This window comes from Brunnivagina elsteri CCALA 953 (assembly GCF_002289455.1).
Classification (GTDB): domain Bacteria; phylum Cyanobacteriota; class Cyanobacteriia; order Cyanobacteriales; family Nostocaceae; genus Brunnivagina; species Brunnivagina elsteri.
This window is the reverse complement of sequence record NZ_NTFS01000771.1, coordinates 1-1245: the sequence shown is the minus strand read 5'-3', so window position 1 is coordinate 1245 and position 1245 is coordinate 1. Positions and strand designations below refer to the sequence as shown.

Annotated in this window: 1 protein-coding gene; it reads left to right on the top strand. The window is 42.0% G+C overall.

Annotation, left to right across the window (positions count from 1 at the left end; genetic code table 11):
- Window positions 1-1060, top strand: a 1060-nt coding sequence (locus CK510_RS30585) for an ATP-binding protein (protein ID WP_143289536.1), incomplete at its 5' end; no start/stop codon positions are given.
- Window positions 1061-1245: the final 185 nt, after the last annotated feature.

Here is a 1245-nt window from a genome sequence, read left to right as displayed (position 1 = left end):
GGATAATGTTCCTCACACACACGATTGGGTGATACTCGATGTCAATCCCAACATTGGAGATGAACTTTACACCTTTGGTTATACACGCGATTATATCAACGGTGAACCCGCAACATTTGAATGCGAAGGATTTGACGGTGATAATCCCCCCTTAATGAAATTTAAAGCTGGACAAGTGCGATCGGGATTAAGTGGATCGGCAATTATTAACCAGAAAACCGGAAAAATCTGTGGAATTGTCAAGCGATCGCGTGATGTCGATTTTGATTTAGGAGGACGTGCAGTACCAATCAGCGTAGTTTTTGCAACATTTCCTACACTTTCCCAACAACAGCCAACTATTTCCATCAATAATCCCTTTTTACCACTAACAGGACGAGTGGAATATCCCGAATTATTTTTTGGGAGGGAGAAGGAATGCGATCGCATTTTTGAAACCCTGAATAGTGGTAGTAGTGTGGCAATTATTGGTGAAAGGGGAGCAGGGAAATCATCGTTATTATTGGCAATAAAGCGAGATGCAGAAACTTGTCTAATTCAACCCCGTAAAGCTGTGCATATCAACCTTAATGACATTTATGACGAAAATGACTTTTATGAAGCTTTTTGTCACAAAGTGGGAATTAAGACATGCAAAGGATATGCTCTTACCCGTGCCTTACAGCAACAATGCGATCGCATTTTGTTAATTCTCGATGAAATCGAACGTATGAATTGTGAAGGGTTCACTCGTCAAGTCAGGGAACAGTTACGGGGGTTAGCGGAAGGTGGAGATGCACCATTGCGTATGGTTGTAGCTGCATCGACTTCGCTAAATCAGCTATTTCCCGACAGTCACGAAATTGGGATGACTTCTCCATTTCAAGGTATTTTTATGGAGGAGACAATTTCGAGATGGGATGAAAGGGATATTCGGCAGTTGATTAATGAGCGGTTGCAGTTGACACCAATCCGGTTTAAGGAGGAGGAAATTGTGCAAATTATTAATACTAGTCGGGGACATCCCAGGGAGTTGATGCAAATGTGTAATCGGATTTACAACAAGCATCGCGGGAAATGACCTCTCCCTGACTTTTGCGGTGCAAAAATCGTCCCTCCCCTGCGAGGGGAGGGAAAATAAATGAAAATGCGAGTGAGGGAAATATTAATTGCTCCCCCTTCCCTCGCAGGCTATCCATTAGTCACATCTTTCTTAATAAAACTAAAACATACTTAAAAATAGCCAAAAGGATTGATAGGTATAGT